General features: G+C 64.5%; 20 protein-coding genes. 9 read left to right on the plus strand and 11 right to left on the minus strand.

Going from position 1 to position 21345, the window contains the following annotated elements; genetic code table 11:
• Positions 1-62 precede the first annotated feature (62 nt).
• The 8 genes from HOP03_17555 to HOP03_17590 form a co-directional block, all read right to left on the minus strand.
• Positions 63-911, minus strand: a complete 849-nt coding sequence (locus tag HOP03_17555; GenBank protein NOT89963.1) for a carbohydrate ABC transporter permease — start codon at positions 909-911, stop codon at positions 63-65.
• Positions 908-1786 (minus strand): sugar ABC transporter permease, encoded by an 879-nt coding sequence (locus HOP03_17560; protein NOT89964.1) that lies wholly within the window; start codon positions 1784-1786, stop codon positions 908-910. Before HOP03_17560 ends, HOP03_17555 begins: the two co-directional genes overlap by 4 nt.
• The gene (locus tag HOP03_17565) at positions 1783-3054 is read right to left on the minus strand and encodes a sugar ABC transporter substrate-binding protein (protein NOT89965.1); all 1272 of its coding nucleotides are present in this window, start codon (positions 3052-3054) and stop codon (positions 1783-1785) included. Before HOP03_17565 ends, HOP03_17560 begins: the two co-directional genes overlap by 4 nt.
• 9 nt (positions 3055-3063) lie before the next feature.
• Positions 3064-4461, minus strand: coding sequence for a hypothetical protein (locus HOP03_17570; GenBank protein ID NOT89966.1), 1398 nt, complete (start codon positions 4459-4461; stop codon positions 3064-3066).
• Positions 4462-4626: 165 nt separating this feature from the next.
• Entirely contained in the window at positions 4627-7629 is a 3003-nt protein-coding gene (locus HOP03_17575; protein NOT89967.1) for a TonB-dependent receptor, read from the minus strand.
• Between the two features lie 92 nt (positions 7630-7721).
• Entirely contained in the window at positions 7722-8765 is a 1044-nt protein-coding gene (locus HOP03_17580; protein ID NOT89968.1) for a LacI family DNA-binding transcriptional regulator, read from the minus strand.
• Between the two features lie 209 nt (positions 8766-8974).
• Positions 8975-9253: a BolA family transcriptional regulator gene (locus HOP03_17585; protein NOT89969.1), complete on the minus strand. Its 279-nt coding sequence runs from the start codon at positions 9251-9253 to the stop codon at positions 8975-8977.
• A 2-nt stretch (positions 9254-9255) separates the two neighbouring features.
• On the minus strand, positions 9256-9555 hold the full coding sequence (locus HOP03_17590; GenBank protein ID NOT89970.1) for a YciI family protein: 300 nt from the start codon (positions 9553-9555) through the stop codon (positions 9256-9258).
• Positions 9556-10100: 545 nt separating this feature from the next.
• Between HOP03_17590 and HOP03_17595 the strand changes: the two genes are divergently transcribed.
• The 5 genes from HOP03_17595 to HOP03_17615 all read left to right on the plus strand — a co-directional run bounded on the left by HOP03_17595 (position 10101) and on the right by HOP03_17615 (position 15462).
• Positions 10101-11093 carry a segregation/condensation protein A gene (locus HOP03_17595; GenBank protein NOT89971.1) on the plus strand — a complete coding sequence of 331 codons (993 nt, stop codon included), beginning with the start codon at positions 10101-10103 and terminating at the stop codon, positions 11091-11093.
• Positions 11094-11168: 75 nt separating this feature from the next.
• Positions 11169-11993, plus strand: coding sequence for an SMC-Scp complex subunit ScpB (gene scpB / locus HOP03_17600; GenBank protein ID NOT89972.1), 825 nt, complete (start codon positions 11169-11171; stop codon positions 11991-11993).
• Between the two features lies 1 nt (position 11994).
• Positions 11995-13791: a pseudouridine synthase gene (locus HOP03_17605; protein NOT89973.1), complete on the plus strand. Its 1797-nt coding sequence runs from the start codon at positions 11995-11997 to the stop codon at positions 13789-13791.
• A gap of 200 nt (positions 13792-13991) precedes the next feature.
• Entirely contained in the window at positions 13992-15104 is a 1113-nt protein-coding gene (locus HOP03_17610) for an NAD(P)/FAD-dependent oxidoreductase (protein ID NOT89974.1), read from the plus strand.
• An 82-nt stretch (positions 15105-15186) separates the two neighbouring features.
• On the plus strand, positions 15187-15462 hold the full coding sequence (locus HOP03_17615; GenBank protein NOT89975.1) for a hypothetical protein: 276 nt from the start codon (positions 15187-15189) through the stop codon (positions 15460-15462).
• A gap of 101 nt (positions 15463-15563) precedes the next feature.
• On the opposite strand, the gene HOP03_17620 is transcribed toward HOP03_17615, so the two are convergent.
• The 3 genes from HOP03_17620 to HOP03_17630 all read right to left on the minus strand — a co-directional run bounded on the left by HOP03_17620 (position 15564) and on the right by HOP03_17630 (position 18683).
• The gene (locus HOP03_17620; GenBank protein NOT89976.1) at positions 15564-16589 is read right to left on the minus strand and encodes a hypothetical protein; all 1026 of its coding nucleotides are present in this window, start codon (positions 16587-16589) and stop codon (positions 15564-15566) included.
• Between the two features lie 149 nt (positions 16590-16738).
• A complete protein-coding gene (locus HOP03_17625; GenBank protein NOT89977.1) occupies positions 16739-17536 on the minus strand; it encodes an amidohydrolase in 798 nt (265 codons plus the stop codon).
• Between the two features lies 1 nt (position 17537).
• Entirely contained in the window at positions 17538-18683 is a 1146-nt protein-coding gene (locus tag HOP03_17630; protein NOT89978.1) for a pyridoxal phosphate-dependent aminotransferase, read from the minus strand.
• A gap of 114 nt (positions 18684-18797) precedes the next feature.
• Here HOP03_17630 and HOP03_17635 point away from each other — a divergent pair, with 114 nt between their 5' ends.
• From HOP03_17635 to ccmB, 4 genes are all read left to right on the plus strand, one after another.
• On the plus strand, positions 18798-19286 hold the full coding sequence (locus HOP03_17635; protein NOT89979.1) for a DUF3293 domain-containing protein: 489 nt from the start codon (positions 18798-18800) through the stop codon (positions 19284-19286).
• Positions 19287-19368: 82 nt separating this feature from the next.
• Positions 19369-19923 carry a DUF3293 domain-containing protein gene (locus HOP03_17640; protein ID NOT89980.1) on the plus strand — a complete coding sequence of 185 codons (555 nt, stop codon included), beginning with the start codon at positions 19369-19371 and terminating at the stop codon, positions 19921-19923.
• Between the two features lie 50 nt (positions 19924-19973).
• Entirely contained in the window at positions 19974-20618 is a 645-nt protein-coding gene (gene ccmA, locus HOP03_17645) for a heme ABC exporter ATP-binding protein CcmA (protein NOT89981.1), read from the plus strand.
• Positions 20619-20644: 26 nt separating this feature from the next.
• A complete protein-coding gene (gene ccmB / locus HOP03_17650) occupies positions 20645-21340 on the plus strand; it encodes a heme exporter protein CcmB (protein NOT89982.1) in 696 nt (231 codons plus the stop codon).
• Positions 21341-21345: the final 5 nt, after the last annotated feature.

Raw genomic sequence — 21345 nt, forward strand, 5'->3', positions numbered from 1 at the left:
GGAACCATGTGGGATGAACCTCGAAAAATCGAACGCCGATCCGGCGGGTGCGCTATCCGCTCTCAGCCTTTCACGCTTCCGAGCAGCAGACCCTGGATGTAATACCTCTGCAGCATCACGAACAGCAGCAGCACCGGCAGCACCGTAAGCACCGCGCCTGCCATCATCATTTCCACATCCTGGATGTGTTCGCGCGACAGCGACGCCAATGCGACGGGCAAGGTGTAGTTGGCCTGATCGGTCAGGACGATCAGCGGCCACATGAAATCGTTCCAGCTGCCCATGAAGGTGAAGATCGCCAACGTCACCAGCACCGGCTTGAGCATCGGCAGCACGATCCGGAAGAAGATCAGCCACTCGCCCGCACCGTCGATGCGCGCGGCTTCGATGAGTTCATCGGGGATGGATCGCGCGTACTGGCGCACCAGGAAAATACCGAAGATCGACGCCAGTCCCGGCACGATCACGCCGGCATAGCTGTTCACCAGGCCCATCTGTTTCAGCATCAGGAACAGCGGCAGCATCGCGACCTGGGACGGAATGACCAGCGCCGCGAGCAGCAGCTTGAAGATGCGCTCGCGGCCTGTGAAGCGCAGTTTGGCGAACGCATAGCCGGCCATGGTGTTGATCAGCAGCGACAGCGCGGTGATCACGATGGCGACCAGCACGCTGTTGGCGAAATAGCCGCCCATGCCGATCCGCTCGAACAGCGCGCGGTAATTGTCCAGCGTCGCCGACGACGGCAGCAGCGGCGGCGGAAAACGGCTGGCGCCGCCTGCAGGCATGAATGAGACCGACAGCATCCACAGCAGCGGCGCAAGACTGAGCGCGGTCAGCACGAACAGGCCGGCGTGCACCAGCAGCGCGTGGCCGCGAGTGTCGCCGACGGGTTGTCCGAGCGCTGCGCTCATACCATGCCCTTCCTGCGGCCGAAGCGCATCATCGCGGCGGTCACCGCAAGGATGATCAGGAACAGCAGGAACGCCACCGCCGACGCGCGACCGAGATTCCACCAGCGGAAACCTTCCTCGAACATGAAATACAGCACGCTGACCGTACTCTGCAGCGGATCGCCACGAGTCATCACATAAGGCTCGGCGAACAGTTGGAAATAGCCGGCGACGGTGATCACGCCAACCACCATCAGCACCGGCCCGAGCATCGGCAGGGTGATATGCAGGAATTGCCGGCGACGCGAGGCGCCGTCGATGCGCGCGGCCTCGTACAGATCCTGCGGAATCGCCTGCAGACCGGCGAGGAAGATGACCATGTTGTAGCCGAAGTTCTTCCACACCGCGAGCAGGATGATCGTCGGCATCGCCCAGTGTGGGTCGCCGAGCCAGTCCACCGCGGGAATACCCAGATAGCCCAACGCCCAGTTCACCAGACCGTAGCTGGTATGGAACAGATAGCGCCAGATCACCGCGACCGCGACCAGCGTGGTCACCACCGGCGCGAACAGCGCGGTGCGGAAAAACACCCGGAAACGGGTGGCCGGCGCGTTGAGCAGCAGCGCGGCACCCAGCGACACAGCGATCGACAGCGGCACGCCGACGATCACGAAATAGAAGGTGTTGCCGAGAGATTTCCAGAAGATCGGCATCTGCAGCAGTTCGCTGTAGTTGCCCAGGCCGACGAAGCGCAGATTGCGCCAGTCCGCGAGCGCGTACAGATCGAAATCGGTCAGGCTCAGCAGCAGCGCCGAAAACACCGGCAGGCCGAAGAACACGCCGAGCACGATCAAGGCCGGCGCGACGAAGACCCAGGCAGCCAGCGACGGCTTCATGGCGCAGCCTCCGTCGATGCCGTGCGTCGCGCTTCCACCCAGCGGCGCTTTTCGAGCAGCGCATCGACCCGTGCGTCGAGCTGGCGCACGGCCGCGTCCTGCGACTGGCCCCCGCGCACCACGCGTTCGCTGGTCAGGCGCATCTCCTGGACGATCCGCTCCCACTCCAGCACCTTCGGCGTCGGCTTCACGCGTTCGAGCTGATCGCGGAACGCGGCGGCGTAGGGATCGCTGCGCAGTGCGGGCCGCTCCCAGGTACTGCGGCGGGGCGGCAGATCGCCGATGTCGGCGTGGAATTTCTCCTGGATTTCGGGGCGCGACAGGAACTCGACGAACGTCCACGCCGCTTTTTTGCGCGGCGAATTTCGGAACAGCACGAGACTGGTGCCGCCAGCGATGCCGGCGCCCAATCCATCCGGGCCAGGCAGCGGCGCGGTACCCCATGCGTCTTCGAGACCCGGCGGCGCACGCTTGCGGAACTCGCGGATATTCCAGGGACCCGACACATAGAACACGAACATGCCGTTGAAGAATTCGTCCCAGACATTGGAGATCTGCGTCTCCGACATCTGCGGCGCCAATCCCTGCTTGAACATGTCGGCGTAGAAACCGAGCGCACGCCGGAAACCGGCGCTGTCGAGATTGCTGCGACCGCCATCGAGCAGCGGGTCGTCCTGCTGCAAGGCCAGCGACAGCAATTGCTCGAACTCGTTCAGCGGCAGCAGGATCGCGTAGCGGTCCTTGCCGCGCTGTTTCTTGATCGCCGCCATCGCCGCACGCCATTCCTCCCACGTCTTCGGCGGTTGGTCGTACCCTGCTGCAGCCAGCAGATCCTTGCGATAGAACAGCAGTCGCGTATCGACGTACCACGGCACGCCATAGACCTGCCCATCGACGACATTGGTGTCCCAGATGCCCGCGAAGTAATCCTTCTGCGCAACTACAGGCGAGGCATCGACGTATGACTGCAGCGGTTCGAGCGCATGCAGTTCGGCGAACTCCGGAACCCAGGTATTGCCGAGTTGGCAGATATCCGGGAGCGCGTCCGCGGCATAGGCGGTCAGCAATTTCTCGTGCGCCGCGGTCCACGGAATCTGCTGCAGCTCGACGCGCAGATCGGGATGCTCGCGTTCGAACTGCGGGATCAGCGCGCCCACGACCTCGGCCTCACGCCCCATCGCCCAGAACCGGATGACCACGCGGTCGTCGGTCCGACGGCAAGCCGTCAGCCCGAGCAGGACACAGAGCAGGACCGCGATCGCACGCATGCGCCGACCTTACCGCGTCGCTGCGGGCGGTGGCAGTGGCGTAGCGAGCCATCCGCCCTCGAACCCCGCGCGTTCGAGCCCAAGCCGGATGTGCGGATTGCGCTTCATCACATTCCAGACGAAGCCATCGCGGTGATTCGCGATCATCGCGAGGATCGGTCCTTGATCGATCCCCAGATAGTCGCTGGCGAACCAGCCCTTGCCCGGCACGACTTTGCCGGTGACGAGCGGAATGTCGTACTGGAAACTCGGATTGAAGGCGTCGAGGAAACCGTAGCGTCCGTACAGATCATCGCCATAACGTTCACGCATCGCTTCGGCGGTCGGCACGACCAGTTCGGGCGCGAACGGCAACGACGCGAGCGCTGCGGTCGGCGCAAGGGTGCCGTCGTCGAAGCCGTCGATCGGCCCCGGCCCACGCGCACTGTAATTGCGGAATTCGCGCGGTTCGCCGAGATAGACCTGCTTCGTGCCCTGCGGCCCGTCGCTGGCCGTCAAGCCCCAGACTTTGTCGTCGTAACCTTTCCAGCGCATCGGATTGGCGATCGCGTAGGCGTGCTGCGCGAGCGTCGCGCGCCGGCTGTTCTCGAAATAATCCAGACCTTTTCCGCGCATGTAAGCGTCCTGGATACCGCGAAAATCGATCCAGACGTGACTGTACTGATGGCCGAACTGCGGCGCGAAGCGCAGATGCGTCTGCCCCTGGAATTCGCCCCAGTTGCGATCGTAGGTGCGCGTCCACGCCTGCCAGGCCTCCGGCCCGACCGGATGCGTGGGCGAGCCGAGCGCCAGCACGTACACCAGCATGGCCTCGTTGTAGCCCTTCCAGTCGTGGGTGAGGAAGGACTGCGTTTCCGGGTTCCACCCCATCGAGATCAACGGCGGGCGTGCCTGCATCCAATCCCATTCGATCCGGCGATACAGGTCGTCGCCGATGGTGCGGATCTCGCGCTCGGCGTCGTTGTCGCCCTCGTAATAGCTCTGCGCGAACAACACGCCCATCATCAACAAGCCGGTGTCAACGCTCGACAATTCCACCCACGAATCGAAGCGCTGGCCGCTGCGCATATCGAGAAAATGATAATAGAAGCCACGATAGCCGGAGCGGCCTTTCGCCTCCGGGCCGATCGACGCATCGCGCAGGAAACGCAGCGTCGTCAGCGTACGCGTCGCCGCCTGCTCGCGGGTGATCCAACCACGCTCGACGCCGATCGGATACGCCGTCAGCGCGTAACCGATCGCGGCGATACTGGAAAACGGCCGCGACGGATGACGATCCGGCGCGAGGCCGTTCTCTGCGTCGGTGGTTTCCCAGAAGAAATCGAACGTCCGCCGTTCGATGTCGTCGAACAGCGGTGGTAGAGGTGCGCCATCAGCGGGTGCAGACAGCTGGCGGCTTTCCGGCATCACCGGCGCCGTTTCGGGGGATTCGCGGCACGCGGTGAGCAGTGCGAGGACGAGCGACAACGCGGTCGCCGCAGCGATGCGGAATAACGAATGGCTCAAACGGGACTCCCGTATCGATAGGAAAACAGCGGCTGCCCGAGTGTGTCGGGCAGCCACATTGCACGATTACCAGACGAATCCGACCGACACCTTGAAGGTCCGTGTCGGGCGCTCGATGCCATCGCCCGTGCGCCGGCCGAAATTCGGATCCGCGCCGCCATCCCAACCGCGCCAGTTGGAGTATTCACCGGCACCGTAATTGCGCCAATTGAACGCATTGATGAGATCGCCGCGAACCCGGAACTTGATGTCGGTTCCGGTATTCCACTCTTTCTGCAAGGAAAGATCGAACTGTTTGTAGGCGATGGTGCCATCCGGGCGGAAGGGATCGAAATAACAATTTCCGGCAGTGGTCACTTCGTAGCAATTGATCGCTTCGACAGCTTTCGGGCTGGTGAGCGTGAGCTTCGCCGAGGCTGTCATTCCCCAGAAATCGGCGATACCGGTCGCCACCAGGCGATGTTTCGAAACGCCAAGCGCATCCGTGAACGCGACTCCATCCAGGTTCGGGTAGTCGAAGGAGAATTGATCGGAATTGCTGCGATTCTCTTCAGCATCGCTGTAGGTGTAAGCGAAGCTCACGCCCCAGTGCGATTCGCGCGTATAGGGCTTTTCCAGCGACAGCAGCAGCGAATTCAACTTGGTTTCGACCGCGTTGTCGCCGAGGAAGAAACGCCCCCATCCCGGCAGCGACTCGCCCCATGGCTGGCCGCCCCAATCCAATGCGGGATTGTTGCGGAACTCGCCATTCGGATAGCGATTTCCCATCGTGAACAGGATTCCGTCGTGGCTGCGGACATGCATCAGCGTGACCGATGAATTCCAATCGTGGCCGAACAACTCGAAGGCATTGCGCATGCCGATGCTGAACTGGTCGGAATACGGGGTCTTGAGATCGTTGTTGATGAGGAACACTTCAGCGCCGTTGGACGTTCCCGCCACCAGCGCCGCCAGATTGTCCGGATCGGCATAGCTCGGATCCCAGTTGAAGCAGGTCGGTCCAACGACACAGGTGTGACCCGGCGTATTGAAATTCAATTCGTAGCGCTGGAACGCGAGACGGTATTTCTCGTAAGACAGATAATCGAACTGGTTGCGGTTGTAGGAACGGCCCGCGCCGCCGAAGATCACATGCCGCTCGTCGCCGGTGAGATCGTAGGAGAAACCCAGTCGCGGTTGCCAAGCGCCTTCGAATGCACTGCGATTATCGCCATTGCTGATGTAGTCGTTGTAGTCGTAATCGACGTTGGCATTGTTGATGTTGGGCCAAGCCCGTAGCGCGCTCGCCAAACCCGCCGGGGTGACGTGATCCTCGTAACTTGGCGTGCTCTCGTAGTCCCAACGCAGCCCCATGTTGAGCGTCAAACGATCGGTAACCGCCCAATCGTCCTGCAGATAGATGCCGAACTGCTTGCTGCTCGACTCGACAGATGTCGGATACCCGTTTCCGGAAGCCGAGAATTGCACGAAGTACGGCACCGTGAGACTGCGAAACCCGTCGTAGCGGAACTGCGGAGAGTACGGGCTCTGCTCGAATGCGCTGATATCGATGAGCTTGTACTTGATGCCGGCCTTGACCGTATGACCGTCCCAGCCATAGAACGAGAAATCGTTCTGCAGCGAATAGCCTTTTTGCCCCTTGTCCTGATAATCGCCGCCGCCGCCCCTGCGGATGATCTGGTCCATGCCGGGGTTGTTGTTGGCCTCTTCGCCGGCGCGCGGGATGAAGAGCAGATAGCCGTTTTCGTTCGATGCCGTGCGCGGCGCAAACGTGGTGTCTTCGAACGTGACATGCGCGTCGTTCAACCAGTTCGCAGCGCTGTACTGATGGCGCAGGTCGATACGCGTTTCCTCACCGAACTTCAACGTGCCGCTGGAAGACAGATTCTGGCCGCCGATATTGGTCAACTCGTCCTCTTCGCGACGCTTGACCGTCAATTCGATCAGGTGATCGTCCGTAGGCGTCCAGTCGATCTTGCCGAAATACAGGTCTTCCCGGAATGGCGCGTTGGTGGTGTTGCGAGCCTCCTCCCGGAACTGTGCGGGCAGATTTTCGATTTCGAGATTCCTGCCCGGATCGATCTGCCGCGCATCATCCCGATCCTTCGCCTCGTACGTGATGAAGAAATGCATCCGGTCCTGGATGATCGGCCCGCCGAACGACACGCCGTACTGGAGATCCTTGCTGTCGGGTTTTTTATCCAGGCCCTTGTCTTCGCGGATGGTCCTGGCGGTCGCGCCGCCGCTCACGCTGTCCCAGAAGAAACTGCCCTTGAACTCATTGGTGCCCGATTGCGTGACCGCCGTGATCGCAGCGCTGCTCAGCTGGTCGTATTCCGCTTTGTAGTTCGAGGTGATGACTTTGTACTCGGCGATGCCGAGCTGCGGAAACGGATTGCCGCGGCTGGAATCCTGGCCGGTGACGCCGCCTTTGAGGATGTAGTCTTTCTGACCGACACCATCGATGAACACGTTGATGCCGCTGGACAACTGCGCACCGCTGCGCAGGGAGGTGGAGCCGTCGCCCCCGGTATTGAAAACAACGCCGGGAACGATGTCGGCGAACGCCAGGAAATTCCGCGAATTCTGCGGCAATGATTCGATCTGGCGCTTGCTCACATAGCCGCCGACCTCCGACGTCTTGGTCTCGGTCAACACCGCGCCGGTCACCACGATGGTGTCGAGTTCGTTTTCGGGCGCCTGCGCGACCGCATCGCCGTCGAGGGTGACGGTTTCACCGACGCGCAGGACCACATCGCGGGCCGTGGTCTGGCCACCTGCGTCCACGCTGATCCGGTAGGTGCCCGGCGGCAGGCCGACCAACGAATAGCTGCCGTTGTCGCCGGCTTCGACGCTGCGGCTGAAGCCGGTGGCGGCATTGGTGGCGGTCACTCTGGCGTCGGCGGCGACCTGGCCGCGCACGGTGGCGCCGGTGGATTGTGCGAACGCAAGCGGCGCGGTCAGGAACAGGGCGCTCGCCAGCGCGCAACTCAGCAGGCTGCGCTCGAACCGGCGCCGTTGCTGAGAAAGAATGGTCTGTCGGCGAGTCGAACGGCGTTGTTGATTCATGGCTTCACCCCTCCCGAGGGCGTTGATGCATAGGGTTTCAAAAGCTGTAAACGATTACATCCAAACTCAAAAAAAGGGGCCTGCGGATCTGTTCATGGGCCTCCATCGGAAACGGTCGCCGGGCGGACAATGCCGGCGGAACGGGTGGATTCGCGCACGATCAATTCCGGCACCAGCGGAGCGAGCCGCTCCGCGCTCACGGCTTCGTCGTTCTGCAGATCGAGCAACAGACGCATCGCATGCGCTCCCAACTCGGGAATATTCACGCGCATGGTGGTCAGCGAAGGCGCCACGTAGCGCGCGATCGGAATATCGTCGAAACCGGCCAACGCGATCTGGTCCGGCACGCGCGTACCGCCCTGGTTCAGCGCGAACAGGCAACCGAGCGCCATCATGTCGTTGGCGGCGAAGACCGCATCCGGGCGATCGCTGCCTTCCAGCAGCATCTGCCCGGCACGATGTCCGGAGGCCTCGCTGAAATCGCCCGGCAGCACCCACGGCGTGGCGGTGGCGTCGGCGGCGAGCAGCGCGTCGCGATAACCGCGCAGGCGCTCGAAGGCGTCGAAGTTGTTCGGCGGACCGGCGATGAACGCGATCCGCCGATGCCCGGCCGCCAGCAGATGCTCCATCATCGTCCGCGCGCCGCCGTAATTGTCGATGCCGAACGCGACGTGCTGGGATTCTGTCGGCTGGGAATTGATCAGCACCGCCGGCAGTGCCGCCAGATTCTCGCTGAGGAAATCGATGTTGCCCGCGTGCGGCGACATCACCAGCAGGCCGTCGACCCGGCCGCGCATCGCGCGCAGCGCAGAGGCCTGTTCTTCGGGATGGCCGTGGTAGCTCGACACCAGCAGATGCAGGCCGCATTCGCGGGCGACGTGATCGATGCCGCGTATCAATTCGGAGAAGAATTCGCCGTACAGATCGGGCAGGACCACACCGATGGTGTGGGTACGGCGGCTGCTGAGACTGCGCGCGGCGTGATGCGGGCTGTAGCGGAGTTCGTGGGCGACCGCGAGCACGCGGCTGCGAACCGCTTCGGCAACGTTGTCGTGACCATTGAGCGCACGCGAAACGGTGGCCACCGAGACCTTCGCCACACGTGCCACGTCTTTGATCGTCACACTCAATGCCATCACCTCGGAGCCATCACCTTGAATCAGGCGGGGGAACGGATCGCGCCGGGGCAATGTAACCGTTTTCACAAAACGATGTAAAGGTTTTGTGACGAATCCTGCCCCGAATTGAAAATACCTCCCAACTCATTGATATTCAATTGAATTATTGCGCTATCGAGAACCACTTCAGCGGTCAGGATCATGCTGCAAAGCAGCAAACACGTTGCTCATGTGTTGGCCTGGATCGACAGCGCGTGAATGTCCGTCCGCATCAGGTCGTCCAGTGCTGCGTACACCGCCCGATGCCGGGCGACCGGCGTCATCCCTGCGAAGACCGCGCTGACCACGCGCACCCGGTAGTGACCACGGCCATCCTTGGCGCCCTCGTGACCGGCGTGACGGTCACTGTCGTCGATGACCTCCAATTCGGCCGGCGCGAACGCGGCCTGCAGCCGGCTGCGGATCGCCTCGACTCGTTGTTCCCGAGGCAATTGCCCGGCGACCATGTTCATGGCAACACCGCCCGGAAGGGCCGGACTTCGACACGGGCATAAACGCCGGCATCGACGTAAGGATCGGCATCGGCCCATGCACGGGCGGCGACGAGCGATTCGAATTCGGCGATCACGATACTGCCGCTGAACCCGGCCGGACCCGGGTCTTCGGCGTCGATCGCCGGGCAAGGACCGGCCAAGAGCAGACGGCCGGCGTCTTTCAATGCGATCAGGCGCGCCAGGTGAGCTGGGCGGGCTTGCATCCGTTGGTCCAGCGATTGCGGGGCGTCGTAGCCCTCGATGGCATACCACATACTGTTGATGTCTCCCTCGTCCGGATCGGTCTTGCTGCAGCCGGCACAAGGATAGTGGATCGCCACCGGCCCTGCCCCTGCGCCGCGCTCGGCTGGACAGCAGCGCCCCCAGCCCTTACTCTTGGCTCCGCATCGTTTCGAGGCCGGCTGCGGCGACCCGTCGAATACGCGCAGGATCTGCAGAGACAGCATCCGCGTTCGACCCGCCGCCCCACCCGGCCCTGACCAAGGACTCTCCACTCGCATCATCCGGCCGTCGGCATGGGATGGATTCGAAGGCGTAGTCGTTTGCCTTGGGTTGACCTCGCATGCTTCGCCTCGCATGGTCCACGCCCGTCAGAACGGGCCACGCGTGTTCAATCGTTCCATCCGAGCCGTTGCTCACCCGGCCCGCGGTCCGCCGCTCCCCTGGGTACCTCCGGCGACGTGACGCCCGGATCGGTCCACAGAGACCGGCCGGGGCACGCCACCCTCCGACCGCCGTAACCCGCCGTCGACTGCCTACGCTGCCCCGAATGCCCACGTTGTCATGACCCTGTCGTTGCATGAGCACTGAAACCGCGCCCGACGCGACCGTTCCGGTCGATACGGTCGTCGCGTCCGCGTCGCCGGAGGCTCTGCAGCCGCATGCGTCGCAACCGCACGCTCCGCAACAGCATGAGATGCGCCTCGCGACCGTGCTGGGGCAGCCGGTGCTGCAGATCCCGCAGGACCTGTACATTCCACCGGACGCGCTGGAAGTCATCCTCGAAGCCTTCGAAGGGCCCCTCGACCTCCTCCTCTATCTGATCCGCCGCCAGAACCTCGACATCCTCGATATTCCGGTCGCCGAGATCACCAAACAGTACGTCGAATACATCGGCGTGATGCGCGAGATGCGCTTCGAACTGGCCGCCGAATACCTGGTCATGGCCGCGATCCTGGCCGAGATCAAATCGCGGATGCTGCTGCCCCGCCCGCCCAGCGACGAGGGCGACGAGCACGACCCCCGCGCCGACCTGGTCCGCCGGCTGCAGGATTACGAACGCTTCAAACAGGCTGCCGAAGACATCGACGCCCTGCCGCGGATGGAACGCGACACTTCACCGGCGGTTGCTTTCCTTCCCGAACGCGCCAGCGTCAAACTGCCGCCGCCGGTACAACTGAAGGAAATGCTGCTGGCGCTGCACGATGTGCTCAAGCGCGCCGAGCTGTTCACCGGGCATTCGATCAAACGCGAGGCGCTGAGCGTGCGCCAGCGCATGACCGATGTGCTGACCCGCCTCGGCGACGGCAGCTTCCACCGCTTCGAGTCGCTGTTCGAGCCGCGCGAAGGCAAACTCGGCGTGGTGGTGACCTTCCTCTCGATCCTCGAACTGGCGAAGGAACAACTGCTCGATATCGTCCAGGAAGGGCCTCTCGCGCCGATCTACCTGAAGTCGCTGGCAGTGGGCACAGGCAGCGACGCGCTCGTTGCGGAGCTCAGCAGCGAGTTCGACGACGACAGCATCGAAGCCGCAACGCAGCCTCCAGCCGCGAACGACGACGTATCCGCATGACCCGCACCCGACGCCGTCCGTCCTGCCCGCATCATCGGCATTGACGACGAACCGACCGACCACGACCCGGTACCCATGGATCAATCCTTCATCACCCGCATCGTCGAAGCTGCCCTGCTCGCGGCCAACCAGCCGCTGACCATCGTGCAACTGCGCGGCCTGTTCACCCTCGACGAGCCCGCGCCGGAAGGCAGCATCGAACAGGCGCTGATCGATCTGCGCGCCGCCTGCGAAGGCCGCGGCATCGAACTGGCGGAAACCGCCTCCGGCTACCGCTTCCAGGTACAGGCCGATGTCCATGCCTGGGTCGCGCGGCTGTGGACCGAGCGCCAGACCAAGTACACCCGCGCCACCCTGGAAACGCTGGCGATCATCGCCTACCGCCAGCCGATCACCCGCGGCGAGATCGAACAGGTCCGCGGCGTGGCGGTGAGCAGCAACATCATCAAGGCGCTGGAAGAGCGCGAGTGGATCCGGGTCATCGGCCATCGCGATGTCCCCGGCCGTCCGGAACTGCTGGGCACCACCCGTGGCTTCCTCGACTACTTCGGCCTGAAGAGCCTCGACCAGCTGCCGCCGCTGTCGGAACTGAAGGATTTCGGCGAACTCGACCCGCAGCTGTCGTTCGTCGACCCGGATGCACCGAAGCCCGCACCCATCGTCGCGGGCATCGGCGATGACGCCGGACCCGACGATGCGGGCGACGAAGACGACGCCAATTCGGACAGCATCGATTCGCACAGTACCGAAGACAACAACGAACACCGCAACGATCAAGACACCCCCGATGACGGCAATGAAACCGGCATCGCCCACGAAGCCCCCAACGACGACGCCATCCCGGCGTCCGACGACACCCACACCGCCCTCGTCGACGACGACGACAGCACCGGAGCCTGACATGACAGAAAAACGCCCCTCGACCCTCTCGCTCAAACGCGAGAAGGACGCCCCCGCCGAAGCCCCGCGCCTCGAAGAACGCCTGCACAAGGTCCTGGCCCAGGCCGGACTGGGCTCGCGCCGCGCGCTGGAACAGCGCATCGCCGAAGGCATGGTCAAGGTCAACGGCGAAGTCGCCCAGACCGGCATGAGCGTCAAGGGCGGCGACCGCATCGAGATCGACGGCAAGACCTTCGTCGCCAGCGCGCTGACCGAACCGGCGCGCGTGCTGATGTACAACAAGCCCGAAGGCGAAGTCACCACCCGCGAAGATCCCGAAGGCCGTCCGACCATCTTCGAAGCGCTGCCGGTGCTCAAGGGCGCGCGCTGGATCGCGATCGGCCGCCTCGACATCAACACCACCGGCCTGCTGCTGCTCACCACCGACGGCGAACTGGCCAACGCGATGATGCATCCGTCGTTCGAGATCGAACGCGAATACGTCTGCCGCGTGCGCGCCCCCGAAGGCGAAGACACCGTTTCCGACAAGCTCGTCGACCGCCTGCGTCGCGGCGTGGCGCTGGAAGACGGCCCGGCGAAATTCGACAAGATCGAACGCATCGGCGGTACCGATTCCAACGAATGGTTCCAGGTCAGCCTCAGCGAAGGCCGCAACCGCGAAGTGCGCCGGCTGTGGGAATCGCAGGGTTGCCAGGTCAGCCGATTGAAGCGGGTGCGCTACGGCGATGTCTCGCTGCCGCAGCAGTTGCTGCGCAGCCAGAGCCAGGAACTGGCGGCAGCCCAGGTCGACAGCCTGCGCAAGAAACTCAATCTGGAAGAAGGCCCGCCGCCGGCACTCACGCTGCAACCGGTGATCGGCCAGCGCAAGGCCGCGAAGTCGACCGTGCACGTCGGTCGCGAAGGTCGCAGCAGCCAGGCCTATGTCAACGGTCACAACACCGCCGATGAGGGCCGCGAACTGCGTCGCTTCGACAATGTGCGTGAAGATCGCGGCCGTTTCGGCAACAAGAAGAAGCGCGGCGATCTGACCGTCAGCGGCGAATCCGCCGCCCGCCAATCGCAGAACAAACCGTTCAAACAGCGTCGCGACAACGGCCAGAAGCCGCTGCCCGAGGGCAATCCCGCCGCGTTCCGCAGCTGGTTCGTGCCCGAAGGCGTCAGCACCGGTCCGACCGGCCATCGCAACGCCGATCCAAGCGCCCCGCGCAAGCCTTATGGCAACAAGCCCAGCGGGCCGCGCCCGGCAGGCAATCGCCCGGTTGGTGCCGGCGGCTATGCAGGCGAAAACCGTGGCCCCGGTGGCCCGCGTCCGAAGCGTCCCTACGGCGATCGTCCCGCCGCTGCCGGCGAGCAACGGGGCCCCGGCGGTCCGGGTGGCCCGGGCGCACGTCCGAAACGCCCCTACGGCGACCGTCCGGCGGGTGCCGGTTTCGCGGGCGAGAACCGCGGTCCGGGCGGCCCCGGCGGCGCACGTCCGAAGCGTCCCTACGGCGATCGTCCGGCCGGCGCGGGTTTCAACGACGACCGTGGTCCGCGCGGCCCCGGCCAAGGCCCGAAGCCCGCGCGCGCGGGCAAACCCTACGGCCATCCCGGCAACGCGCCGAGCTTCCCCTCGGACCACGCCAACCCAAGCAGCTTCAACGCCTTCGACCGCCCGCGTGGCCCGCGCCCGGCCGGTGCGCGTCCCAGCGGCCCGCGTCCCAACGGCCCACGTCCCGGAGGCCCGCGTCCGGGTGGTCCAAAACCCGGCGGCAATCGCGGGCCGCGTGGGGGTGGGTTTGCGGGTGGGGATCGGTAAGTCTTCACGGATCGTCGGTTAGACATCGACGTTTCTAAACCGCTCCGCCATACGCTCGTCGCAAGCTGCGATCACGCAATGTCGGGCCAGGGCCCGACCTGCGGATCGTGGGCGCTGTGTGAAGTTCCGCTTCACACGACCGCCATCTCCCGCTCTCGCCCGTTGCCGACACTGGCTCCGTCTTCCACGACGGAGCCGCCATGGCCGCGCACCCCGAACGCGATTACGACCTTGTCATCGTCGGCGCCAGTTTCGCTGGCGCGGCGTGCGCGATTGCCGCAGCGCAGTACGGGCTGCGGGTCTGCGTGCTGGAGCGCAAGCGCGACCCGGGGCTGAAACTCCACACGACCGGGATTATCGTCAAGGAAGCGGCGGAGAAGACCTGGCTCAATCGGATGCCGCAACATCTTGTACGCAGGGTCGAGCGCGTGCGCCTGTACGCGCCCAATCTGCGCGATGTCGCGCTGCAGGTGCCGGACTACTATTTCCTCACCACCGACACGCCGAATCTGATGCGCTGGCTGGCCGACGAAATGCGCGATCAGGGCGTCGATCTGCGGCTGGCGCAGTCGTTCATCGGCGCCTCGCGCGAGCCGCTGGCGCATCTCGGTCGCTGGCATGTCCCTGGCATCGGCCGCACGCGCTGGCTGGTCGGCGCCGACGGCGCGAAATCGCGGGTGGCGCAGCGTTTCGACCTCGGCCGCGTCGAGCATTTCCTGTATGGCGTCGAATACGAATTCGCTGGCCTTGAACTACGCGAACCCGATGCGCTGCACTGTTTCGTCAACAAGCAGTTCGCACCGGGCTACATCGGCTGGGCGACGCAGAACCCGACCGGCGTGCAGTTCGGCTTGGCGTTCCGGCATCGCGCTACGCGCACCGGCACGCCGGATATCGACGCGCTGCGCGCCCGCGTCGGTCACCGCATCGGCATTCCCGACGATCTCGCTCCCACCGCGATCCGCGCCGGCCTGATCCCCTGCGGCGGTCCGGTGACGCCGATCGCGCGTCCGGGCGTGATCCTCACCGGCGACGCTGCTGGCATCGTTTCGCCGGTCACCGCTGGCGGCATCCACTCGGCGTGGCAGCACGGCTGGGCGGTCGGCGAAGCGGTCGCACGCCACGAACGCGATGGTGGGCCGTCGCCGGAACTCGTCGCCGAGCGCGCCGCGCCGCGCTACCGCATCAAACGCGCGCTGCGCTTGGCCTTCGATCACTGCCAGATGGACTGGCCGTTCGATCTGATGCTGGGTTCGGCGCCGATGCGCTGGGCGGCGGAGCGCGTCTACTTCCACCGCCGGTCCAACGGCTAGCGCCTCGATGGGCGCATCGGAGACATTCGAACTCGTCGCGTCGATTCGTTGGCTGCTTCCCTTTGTCGTCACCACGGTCTTGATGACGCTGCGCTGCCCGCGTCGTCGCGGCATCCGTGCCGCCTGCGCGGTGGCGATCGCATGGGCTGGAGACATCATCTTCACCCTGTACGTCTACAACCCTGCGGGCATCGCGGCAGGTCATGCCGCAGGCATGCATTTTCCCGAAGGGCATTACGACAACAACACCATCGGCGTTGCGTTACTTGGAGGATGGTTCTGGCCGATGATGACCGTATTGGCCATCGAATGCCTGCGCCGGCGTCTGTCACGCGGAATACCAGGCAGCGTCTCCTGATCGACGATACGTGTTTCAGGACAGATCGGGCGCCATGCCGCCGAGACAACGCGCGATGCCGACGCCTTGTCGTCGTCGGCATCGCGCTACGGCGCGCAGGATCATCTGCTACCGGCCGGCACCGCCTTGTTGCAGCCCTGATTGATCAGATAGGTGTCATCGAACGCACGGTCGAGATTCCGTCCGTACTCGTTGTACTTCGCATAGATCACGGCGAGGCAGGACAGACGCGATTGGTCATCCCCTCCATCGACCAATAACCCGGGCCCCATCCTGTCCAGCGCCTTGGTGCCATCGTCGGATTTGTAGAACTGCTCCCAGCCATCCGGGCACTGCGTGTACATCCCCGATTGCGGATGGCAGATCATGACGCCGGCATCCGGATCGGGCGGGATATCCAACCCACCTGTCGCTTCGATCAGGCATCGGCCGTGATTGATGATCGTCAGTGGGCTGGTGAGAAACTTGAGAATGAACTTCTTGGCCTGTTTGCGGATGACGGCCACTCCCGCTTTGCCCTTGGTGAGGCTGCTGCCGATCATGCAATCCGCATAACGCTTCAGGTTCGCCCCTGCGGACAGATCCTCCGCCTGTTGCTCGGTGATCTCGGCCTGGAACTCGACCTCATCGGGAAGCTGCGTGTCGGGAACATCGCCATTTTGCGGGCTGTTCGCCTCGCCGGGCCCGGCGGTCGTGACCGCAACCTCCGCGATATCCCAATCGCCGCACTCGTCTTTCTGCGCGACGCTGACCGTATGCGCGCCCGGTGGGACGAGCGGAAACAACCACTGTGGCCGATCCCCGGTATTCAATGCGTCGTACCACGCATTTTCGAGCACGCGACCGTCCATGGCATCGCCATCGAGCGCGATCCGGGTTTCGACCGGATAGGAACGCGGCGGCAGGCGATACTGCAGCAAACCACCCGGGTTGACCCGTTGCCACGTCACCACCACGCCGCCCCTGTCGTCGTAGACGGCACGCAGCTGATTCACCGTCGACTGGATCTTGCACAGCCCCGCTTTCTGTTCGGGCGTGAGAGAACCACTGGCCGCGCTTGCGGTCGCGGAGAGAAGTAACAATCCTAATCCCAGACAAGCCCTGACATTCATGTCGTGCTCCTGCATTGCCGCGATCGATCCGGGATGGCCCACGGACGCGGGTTCAGCCCCTGTTGTCCCAACTTAGACGGCTTCAGTCTCCATACGCAAGCGTTCTGACCGTCCATCCATGCTTTCCATGGCCAAGCAGCCCCTGGCAGCACGGATTCCGGTGCTCATTTCAGCTCGAAGCTGTCTCCATCCAGCATCGCCGGAAACCGTTCCCGGTGCGCGGCGAGTTCCTTCGCCTGCAGCGTCGTGGTGACGACGACTTCTTCGTCCGTGCATTCGCTGACCGGGTGACCGAGGAAATCGACCACCGCGCTGTCGCCGGAATAATGCAGGTGATTGCCGTCGGTGCCGACACGGTTGAGACCGGCGACATAACAGAGATTTTCGATGGCCCGCGCGCGCAGCAGGGTCTTCCACGGATAAGCGCGGGCCGAGGGCCAGTTGGCGACGTACAGCAGCAGGTCGTAATCGAGTTGCCCCGGCCGCTCCACGTCGTAACGGTTGCGCGAGAACACCGGGAAACGCAGGTCGTAGCAGACCATCGGGCAGATCCGCCAGCCGCGCCAGTCGAGCGTCAGACGATCTCGACCGGCGGCGTAGCGTTCGTGCTCGCGGCCGAAGCGGAACAGGTGGCGCTTGTCGTAGGTCTGCAGCTCGCCGTCCGGCATTGCGAACAACAGTCTGTTGTAGACACCATCGCCTTCGCGCAACTGCACGCTGCCGCAGACTGCGGCGTTCAGTACGCGCGCCTGTTCGCGCACCCATGCGACGGTCGGGCCATCCATGGTTTCGGCCTGGGCGATGATGTCGTTGGAGAAACCGCTGGTGAAGGTTTCCGGCAGCAATACCAGATCGGTCCGATCGTGCAGCGGCGCGATCAGATGCCCGTAGTACTCGCGATTGGCGGCGGGATCGTGCCAGCGGGTAGCGCCCTGGACGAGGGTGATGCGGAGGTCGTTCATGTCAAAGCCTCTGCAGACGTTCGATCGCACCGTCGAGCGTGCTGTCGTTCTTCGCGAAGCACAGTCGCGCGAGACGCTGTCCATCCGGAGGCGTTTCGTAGAACGGCGACAGCGGAATCGCGGCGACGCCTTTCTCGGTGGTCAGCCAGCGGCAGAATGCGGCATCGTCAAGGTCGCTGATCGCCGAATAATCGACCAGTTGGAAATAACCGCCCGGCACCGGCAGCGGCTTGAGCTTCGTCGTCAGCAACTGCTCGCGGAAACGGTTGCGCTTGGACTGGTAGAACGCGCCCAACTGTTCGTAGTGTTCGGGCTCGGCATCGATCATCGCCGCGAACGCGTGCTGCGCCGGATGGAAGGTGCAGAACACGTTGTACTGATGCACTTTGCGGAATTCCGCGCTCAACGCGGGCGGCGCGATGCAGTAGCCGACTTTCCAGCCAGTGCAGTGATAGGTCTTGCCGAAACTGGAGATCACGAACGCGCGTTCGCGCAGCTCCGGGTAACGCAGCGCGGATTCGTGCCGCGCACCATCGAAGACGATATGTTCGTAGACCTCGTCCGACAGCAGCCAGATGCCGGTGTCGCGCAGCAGCTCGGCGACGATCGCCATGTCGTCGGCGGTCAACATCGCGCCGGACGGATTGTGCGGACTGTTGATCATCAGCATCCGCGTCTTCGGGCCGATGGCGTCGCGCACGCGCTGCCAGTCGGGCGCGAAGGTCTGCGGGTCGAGCGGGACATGCACCGCGCGCGCGCCGGCCAGATCGATCGCCGGCTCATAGCAGTCGTAGCAGGGATCGAGGACGATGACTTCCTCGCCGGCGCGCACCACCGCGTGGATCGCGTTGAAGATCGCCTCGGTGGCGCCGCTGGTGACGGTGATTTCGCTGTCGGCATCGGGCAATACGCCGTAGACGCGCGCGGTCTTCCCGGCGATGGCCCGGCGCAGCGCGGGGATGCCGGTCATCATCGAATACTGGTTGTGCCCGGCGCGCATCGCCTTGTCCAATTCATCGACCAGCCGTGGCGGCACCGGGAAGTCGGGAAACCCCTGGCCGAGGTTGATGGCGCCGTGTTCGGCCGCGAGCTGCGACATCACGGTGAAGATGGTGGTGCCCACCTTGGGCAACTTGGTCTGCGGCATGCTGGGGTCCGGGGAGAAAGTCGATACTGAAGTCGTGCGCGATGGCGCGTAGCACAGCTTCGCATACGGGCGCCAGAGTTTACGGGGCCACGCATCCGGGTTAAACCTTGACCCATGCCATCGTCCACACCGTACACCGGCGAAGCCCGGATCGCCGAACTGGTGCGCGCCTATCTTGCTGCGGAATACCGCTGGGAGATGGACGGCGACTGGTTGAATCTGCGCATCGGCGAGCGGGCGCCGGATGCCGCCCGCCGGTTTCCCCACGCCACGCAGTTCGGCCTGCTGTCCGCCTGGAACCCCCATTCCGTCGAGCGCCCCGAAGCCGCCAACCGCGCGGCCGACGATACGCTGCAGCAGGACCTGCTCGGCTGCGGACGGAGATTCCAGCCCGCGTTTTCGTCGGCCGTGAATCGCTCCTGGCGCGAACCGAGCTGGCTGGTGGTCGATCTGCCGCTGTCCGGGTTCGATACGCTTTCGCGCCGCTATGGACAACTGGCCACGCTGCACTGGACGGCACTGGATGCGGTCAGACTGCGGGTGGACGCGACCCGGCCGCGCGAATTCGCGCACCACGCCGATATCGACTGGCTGCGAGGCTGAACAGACGCCGAGCCCAGGGTCACGATCCGAGCTCCTGCTCCAATATCGTCCACCTACCATTCCGGGCCCAGCCATCACTCCGGTGAATCAGTTGTCGTATCAGGACGTGACCGAAGCGCCTCCCCTCCCTCCTCTCGCCACTTTGGCCGCCATCTACACGGCAGCCGGTTACAAGTGGGAGATCGATGGCCGCTGGTGGCCGATCCAGATCGGCGAACATGCCCGCGAGCTCGACGACGCATTTCCGGACGCGACACGTTTCGGGATGCTCAGCGCCTCCAATCCCGGCAACTTCGCACTCAACGACGCCGAGAACCGCTCCGCGGACCGCGAACTGCAACGCGCACTGGACCAGCTCGGCCTGCGCTACAGACCGGGTTTCGTCATGGGCCGCAATCGCAGTTGGCGTGCGCAGAACTGGCTGGTCATCGAGCCCGGAGAATCGACATTCGATGCGCTGGCCCGCCGCTTCGGCCAGATCGGCACGCTGCTATGGCCGCGCGAGGCACCGGTACGTCTGCGGATGCGTGCGGCACGGCCCGAAATGCTCGTCGAACAGCCGTATATCGACTGGCTCGGGGACGGTTTTTGCGCCGCGTCGGCCAAGGACGGAGCAATCCCGGCACTCAGCACGTAAAATCGCCGGTTCAGGCTGGAACACAGCCGCGACCCGGCCGATGACTGTCGATGACCGATCCATCCCTCCGCGCCACCCCCCTGCTCGCAGCGCTCGGTCTCAGCTTCGCCCGCAATGACGAGCCGGTGTTCGGTCCGCTCGATTTCACGGTCGATGCCGGCGAAGCTCTGCTGATCCGCGGCGACAACGGCGCAGGCAAGACCACGCTGCTGCGGGTGCTTGCCGGCCTGCTGCGTCCCGAGGCCGGCCGGATCGAGGTCGACGGCCATGGCACCGACGCTCCGGCGCGCACTCGCGCACTGGCCTATCTCGGTCATTTGCCGGCGCTCAAGGCCGATCTCGGCGCGTTGGAAAACCTCGAATTCCTGTCCGGGCTGCAGGGGCATCGCCACGGCCAATCGCCCGATGCGGCGATGCGGATCGTCGGCCTCGATGGTTACCAGGACGCCCTCGCCCGCCAACTCTCGGCGGGCCAGAAAAAACGTCTTTCGCTGGCACGGATCTGGCTGTCGCCGGCGCCGGTCTGGCTGCTGGACGAGCCGTACGCGAATCTCGATCTCGGCGGCATCGAACTGGTCAACCGCATGGTCCAGGCGCATCTGCGCGAAGGCGGCGCGGCACTGGTCACGACCCACGGCGCCTACGCTGCGCCACCGGTGCGCACCCGCGAACTGATCATGAGGCGGGCGGCATGAGCGCATCGCCGCTGCATCCGCCACGCATGACCATCGCCGGCAGTGCGCCCACCCTGCTGGAGGCCGCCCGCGCCCTGCTCGCCCGCGATCTGCGCCTGCTCTGGCGCCGTCGCGGGGACGCGCTGCAGCCGGCATTGTTCGCTTTGATGGTGGTGGTGCTGTTCGCGCTGGCGCTGGGCAACGACCCACCGCTGCAGGCCAAAGTCGCCGCTGGCGTGCTCTGGGTCGCGGCGCTGCTGGCCGGGCTGTTGGCGCTGGATACCCTGTTCCGCAGCGATGCCGAAGACGGTTCGCTGGAACAGTGGATGCTCGCGCCGGTACCACTGGCTTGGCTGGTTGCGGTACGCACGTTCATGCACTGGGCGACGACCGCGTGGCCGCTGTTGCTGGCCACGCCTTTCCTCGCCGAACTCATGCACCTACCGCATGCGCAATTGCCGATCCTGATGACCGGCCTGGCGCTGGGGACACCACTGTTGAGTCTGATCGGCGCGGTGATCGCGGCGCTGACGGTCGGCATGCGCCGCTCCGGTATCCTAGTGGGGTTGCTCGCCTTGCCGCTGTACGTGCCGGTGCTGGTGTTCGGTGCCGGCAGTGTCGCCGCAAGCGCTCAGGGCATGGATGCGGTTGGACCGATGCTGTTCCTGGGCGCGGGCCTGATCGTCGCGATGGTGCTCGCACCGCTGACTGCAGCGGCTGCGATCCGGATCGCGGTGAATTGAGGCGT

Origin of the sequence: Lysobacter sp., assembly GCA_013141175.1 — a bacterium.
Lineage (GTDB): Bacteria > Pseudomonadota > Gammaproteobacteria > Xanthomonadales > Xanthomonadaceae > Lysobacter_I.